Genomic DNA, 5779 nt, shown 5'->3' with positions numbered 1-5779 from the left:
AAATTCACTATGCCACTTCACAGCTGTTCATAGACAATGTCATAGGACATAAAGGGTTTCTCCTGTGAAAGAGTAAGGTAGTAAAGTCATGGTGATAGCTAGAAGCTAGAAGCGAGGGGGCGGTGGATTGGCGGTGGTTATCAATTGTGCTCAGGTATTAGCGGCTACGCAGCTCGATTGGGTTGTAGGCTCCCTTGGCTAAGTTAGCTATAAATTTGGATTCCCATAGTGTGTATAGCTTGTGGGTGTTGGGTGCGCTGATACTCTTTAAACCGGAGTATCGCGTGAAGACTGTGTCATGAGTGAAATCGAACTCAATGTCTCGCTCAAGTGTCGGGTAAGGGTATCCATTGAAGTTAAAATCTGTGATGAAAAGGATTGAATAGAGGTTGTTAATGCCTTTCGCCAGTGCAATCTCAACAGGGTGGTAGCCTCCATGTTCAGCGGTATAGTGCTTGTTACTGAAATGGATGGTGTGATGACCCTCTACGAGTCCTGTGTGTTTGTTTAGAACGTTGTTTAATGTATCCAGAAGAGCCAGAGAGATAGGCAAAGCTGTCTTGTTGAATGAAGTTGCGGGTAAGGGATTTCTATGCATAAGCAGCTCCTTTTTCTATCGGTGGGGTTATGCATAGTGATGAAATATATTTGAAAAGATTTGGATTCGAATGGATGGCAGGGGAGAAAGGCGTGATGCTGAATAGTGAGTCATTTAGGCTAAAACAAAAAGTTACATATGAAACCGGAGTGCTGAAAGTTTGGTTTTGCGCATTGTTGATTCTTTAATTCTCCCGTATTCTCCGTGTTTCAAAATGGACATAGAACTAGCGAGAGTACAACTCGGTGGTTGCTGAGATGGTCGCGATTAAAAAAAAACAGCGACATAGTTAAAGTCAGCTTAGAAAAACACTTAGAGACTTGCCTTTAAAGATAGGCACTCATCAGCTTCAAACTCGGTGGTTTTTAGCGTTTAAGAGTGAAGCTCTTGAAGCGTAAATACCAGAGCAAGAAGATCAGGTTTAACTGAGTCCCTAAATACAATATGACGAACATGTGCCGACTGTTTCACGATGTCGGTCAATAGTTGAAATGAATTGAGTAAAATATGAATAAGCAACAATTAGCGGCAAAAATCTGGGAATCAGCGAACCAGATGCGTTCAAAGATCGAAGCAAACGAATACAAAGACTACATCTTAGGTTTCATCTTTTATAAGTACCTCAGCGATCAACAGGTGCAGTTTGTCACCAAAGAAGGGATGACGTCTGATGAAGTCAAAGCGCTAACAGAAGAAGACGCTGAAACAGTCAAATACATTCAAGATAACCTTGGCTATTTTATTGCTTACGAAAATCTGTTTTCAACGTGGGTTGATCCAACGTCCGACTTTGATGAATCTAACGTACGTGATGCACTTTCTGCTTTTAGCCGTTTGATTTCTCCTACTTACAAGAAGTTGTTTGAAGGCATCTTTACTACTCTAGAAACAGGGTTGAGCAAACTTGGCGAAAGTGCGGGTAAGCGAACTAAAGCTATCAGCGACTTGCTGCACTTAATCAAAAGTATCCCGATGAATGGTCAGCAAGGCTATGACGTTCTGGGTTATATCTACGAGTACCTGATAGAAAAATTTGCGGCTAATGCGGGTAAAAAAGCCGGAGAGTTTTATACGCCTCATGAGGTCTCGGTTCTCATGTCGCACATCATCGCTCATGAACTCAAAAATAAAGAAACCATTGAGATTTATGATCCAACGTCCGGCTCTGGCTCACTCCTTATCAATATTGGTGAGGCCGTCGAAAAATACGCTAAAAACAAAGACAGCATTACCTATTATGCGCAAGAGTTAAAAGCGAATACCTATAACCTTACCCGTATGAATCTGATAATGCGTGGTATTAAAGCCAGCAACATTAAAACCCGTAATGGCGATACTCTAGAAGACGATTGGCCATACTTCGATGAGAACGACCCACAAGGCACTTACGATGCCTTATACGTGGACGCCGTTGTTTCTAACCCACCGTATTCACAACAATGGGACCCTAGCTATAAAGATAGCGATCCTCGTTATTCGCGTTTTGGCCTAGCCCCAAAAACTAAAGCCGATTTTGCCTTCCTATTGCACGATCTCTACCACCTAAAGCCTGATGGTATTATGACCATAGTATTACCTCATGGTGTGTTGTTCCGTGGTGGTGAAGAGGGGGAGATCCGCAAGCAGCTTATTGAGCAGAACCACATCGATGCCATTATTGGTTTGCCGGGGAATATCTTCTTTGGTACAGGTATTCCAACCGTGATCTTGGTGCTCAAGCAAAAGCGTCAGAATACCGATGTATTGGTTGTTGATGCGTCTAAGTACTTTATTAAAGAAGGCAAAAACAACAAGCTGCAAGCGAGCGATATTAAGCGCACTGTTGATGCCGTGATCAATCGAGAGAGCATCGATAAATTCTCGAAAGTAGTGAGTAAAGAAACCTTACGCAATAATGGTTATAACTTAAACATACCACGTTATGTGGACTCTTCTGCTTCGGCTGAAAGCTGGGACTTACACGCCACCATGTTAGGTGGTATCCCTAACAGTGAGATTGATGAACTCAATTCATATTGGCTTGCTTTCCCACAACTTCGAAGCGCTTTGTTTGCGGCTAAATCTTCTGCGTACAGTGAGCTAGCTATTGCTAAAGATGCTGTCAATACAAGTATTAGCAGTCATCCACAAGTAGTTGAGTTTATCGCGACTTATAAACAGGCTTTTGCTGGGTTTAATGACGACTTAAACACCAAACTCATTAAAGGTTGGCAAGGGGTTAACCGTAATCAACAAGAGGCTTCATTAAGTGCTGCTCTCTTTAACCGCTTAAGTCCTATTACTTTAATCGACAAATACCAAGCCTATCAGCTTCTAAACAACCAATGGCAAATCATTAGCGCCGATTTAGAAATGATGCAAACGGAAGGTTTTGACGCAACGAAGCAAGTTGACCCAAATATCGTTATCAAAAAGAAAAACGGTAAAGATACTGAGGTACAAGATGGCTGGAAAGGTCACATCTTACCTTTTGGTTTAGTGCAAAAAACTCACTTAAGCGGTGACCTTGCAGCATTGGCTAAACAAGAGAGTCGTTTGGCAGAAATTGCTAGCTCACTTGAAGAAATTTTAGAGTCGCTAAGTGAAGAAGATAAAGAGTTAGATACCGTCAAAGAAAGCAAAGATGCCTTTGTCAATGCTGAAGTAGCAAAAGCAGCTAAGGCTTTCTTGAAAGAACAGAAAGACAGTAATGTTAAGTTCAATGAAGATAGCCTTGTGATTGAAGAAAGCTACAAGGCCAAAATTATTCGTGCTAACAAACTTATCAACGAAGAAAAAACTCTCAAAAAAGCAGTGAAAGAAGAAGTAACGAAACTGCACCTTAAAACCAAGACTACTATTGAGGCCTTAAGTCACGAGCAAGTGAATAACCTGCTGCACCTAAAATGGATCGCGCCATTAAGTAACGAGCTCGTTGCAATGCCGAGCAGTTTGATTATCCAGCTTACTAATAAGGTACAAGCTCTTGCGGATAAATACGCTGTAACCTATTCGCAAGTCGCGAGTGACATCAAAATCACCGAAGATGAATTAGCGGAAATGATGAGTGGTCTCACAGGTAACGAGTTCGATATGCAAGGCTTGGCTGAACTGACTAGCTTGTTGAAGGGTGAGTAAGATGAATGTGGAAAAGAAAGTTCCTGAGATTCGGTTTACAGGGTTTAGTGAAGAGTGGGAGCAACGTAACCTTGGTGAACTCATAGATATCCGTTCTGCCGCACGAGTTCACAAAGAACAATGGACTGAAACAGGAGTTCCATTTTTTAGAACTAGTGATGTCGTATCTATATACAAAGGGCAAGAAAACGCTAAGGCTTTTATTTCTCATGATGTGTATAAAGAGCTAACGGGCAAGATTGGTAAGGTCTCCACTGATGACCTACTTGTTACTGGTGGTGGCTCGATTGGTATCCCATTTTTAGTACCCAATGATGACCCTTTATATTTTAAGGATGCCGATTTACTCTGGTTTAAAAATGACCAAAAATTTGATGGTTGTTTTCTTTATACATTCCTATTTAGTGACACTTTTAAAAAATACATCAGGAGTATCTCGCATATAGGTACTATTGCTCACTATACCATTGAGCAGGCCAAAGCTACGCCAATAAAGAAGTGTGAAAGAGCAGAACAAACCCAAATCGGCAACACCTTCCAAAAGCTCGATAGTCTAATAAAGCAGCACCAACAAAAGCATGACAAGCTCAGTCACTTGAAAAAAGCGATGCTGGAAAAGATGTTCCCCAAGCAAGGTGAAACTGTTCCAGAAATCCGTTTTAAAGAGTTTAGTGGGGAGTGGGAGAAGAGAAGGCTTGGAGATATTGGTGATACATTTACTGGTTTATCAGGTAAAACCAAAGAAGACTTTGGGCATGGGGAAGGGCGATTTGTGACGTATATGAACGTATTTTCAAATACGATTTCAAATGAAAAGATGATTCAGCCTATAGAACTCGACAACAATCAAAATGAGGTAAAAAAAGGGGATGTGTTTTTTACTACATCTTCCGAAACTCCTGAGGATGTTGGGATGTCTTCAATTTGGATGGGTGAAATCGCAAATGTGTATTTAAATAGCTTTTGTTTTGGGTATAGACCAAAAAGAAAGATTTCTAGCTTTTACTTGGCATACATGCTTAGAGCTAACTCATTTAGAGAACAAATTATATCCTTGGCTCAAGGGGTATCTCGTTACAATATCTCAAAAACGAAAGCTATGGATATAACAGTTCCCATTCCTAATTTTTCTGAACAAGAAAAAATTGGCAACTACTTCCAAAAACTTGATACGCTGATCAAACAACACCAACAACAGATCACCAAACTCAATAACATCAAGCAGGCTTGCTTGAGCAAAATGTTTGTTTAAGGAATGACCATGACCATTTTTAAAACCGAAGCGCAATTTGAGCAGGCTTTTATTGAGGTTCTCACCCAAAAAGGGTGGGAGTCTGAAATACTCATAAACAAAACTGAGGCCGAGTTACTGCAAAACTGGGCAAATATTTTGTTTGAAAACAACCGTCAACAAGATCGCTTAAACGATGTGCCGCTTACTACAACTGAAATGCAGCAGATTATTGAGCAGATTAAAGAGTTGAAAACACCGCTCAAACTCAACGGTTTAATTAATGGTAAAACGGTCGCGATTAAACGAGACAATCCTGATGACTCGCTGCACTATGGCAAAGAAGTCAGCTTAAAAATTTATGACCGTCAAGAGATCGCTGCGGGTCAAAGCCGTTACCAAATTGTGCAGCAACCCAAGTTCGAACGAGGTAGCCCGTTACGTAATGATCGTCGTGGTGATGTATTGTTGCTAATAAACGGTATGCCCGTTATTCATATTGAGTTAAAACGCAGCGGCGTTCCGGTAAGTCAAGCGGTCAACCAAATTGAAAAATACTCTAAAGAAGGCATTTTTAGCGGCCTGTTTTCGCTTATCCAGGTCTTTGTTGCCATGGAGCCAGAAGAGACTAAATACTTTGCTAATCCGGGGATGGATGGCAAATTTAACCCCGACTATCAATTTCATTGGGGCAATTATAATAACGAGCCTAAAAATAACTGGAAGGATATTGCATCTGACCTTCTTTCCATCCCGATGGCACATCAGTTAATTGGTTTTTACACCGTCGCTGACGATAGCGATGGCATACTTAAAGGGCTCTTCTCCGCTTA

4 protein-coding genes are annotated in these 5779 nt (G+C 41.1%); 3 read left to right on the top strand and 1 reads right to left on the bottom strand.

Annotated elements, in window-relative coordinates; genetic code table 11:
• Window positions 1-157 precede the first annotated feature (157 nt).
• Entirely contained in the window at window positions 158-598 is a 441-nt protein-coding gene (locus BCT49_RS05490) for a DUF2787 family protein (RefSeq protein ID WP_102434457.1), read from the bottom strand.
• Window positions 599-1105: 507 nt separating this feature from the next.
• Between BCT49_RS05490 and BCT49_RS05485 the strand changes: the two genes are divergently transcribed.
• The 3 genes from BCT49_RS05485 to BCT49_RS05475 all read left to right on the top strand — a co-directional run.
• Window positions 1106-3715 (top strand): type I restriction-modification system subunit M, encoded by a 2610-nt coding sequence (locus BCT49_RS05485; RefSeq protein WP_102434456.1) that lies wholly within the window; start codon window positions 1106-1108, stop codon window positions 3713-3715.
• A 1-nt stretch (window position 3716) separates the two neighbouring features.
• Entirely contained in the window at window positions 3717-4967 is a 1251-nt protein-coding gene (locus BCT49_RS05480) for a restriction endonuclease subunit S (RefSeq protein WP_102434455.1), read from the top strand.
• Window positions 4968-4976: 9 nt separating this feature from the next.
• Window positions 4977-5779: type I restriction endonuclease (locus BCT49_RS05475; RefSeq protein ID WP_133151648.1), on the top strand; the 803-nt coding region annotated here is incomplete at its 3' end.

The organism is Vibrio lentus (assembly GCF_002875945.1).
Classification (GTDB): domain Bacteria; phylum Pseudomonadota; class Gammaproteobacteria; order Enterobacterales; family Vibrionaceae; genus Vibrio; species Vibrio apostichopi.
The sequence above is the reverse complement of the archived record's forward strand: the minus strand, read 5'-3'. Positions and strand labels throughout refer to the sequence as shown.

What these genes read in the sequence shown, in the direction of transcription:
- BCT49_RS05490 (WP_102434457.1), bottom strand. Translation starts at nt 598, where the DNA reads ATGCATAGAAATCCCTTACCCGCAACTTCATTCAACAAGACAGCTTTG.
- BCT49_RS05485 (WP_102434456.1), top strand. Translation starts at nt 1,106, where the DNA reads ATGAATAAGCAACAATTAGCGGCAAAAATCTGGGAATCAGCGAACCAG.
- BCT49_RS05480 (WP_102434455.1), top strand. Translation starts at nt 3,717, where the DNA reads ATGAATGTGGAAAAGAAAGTTCCTGAGATTCGGTTTACAGGGTTTAGT.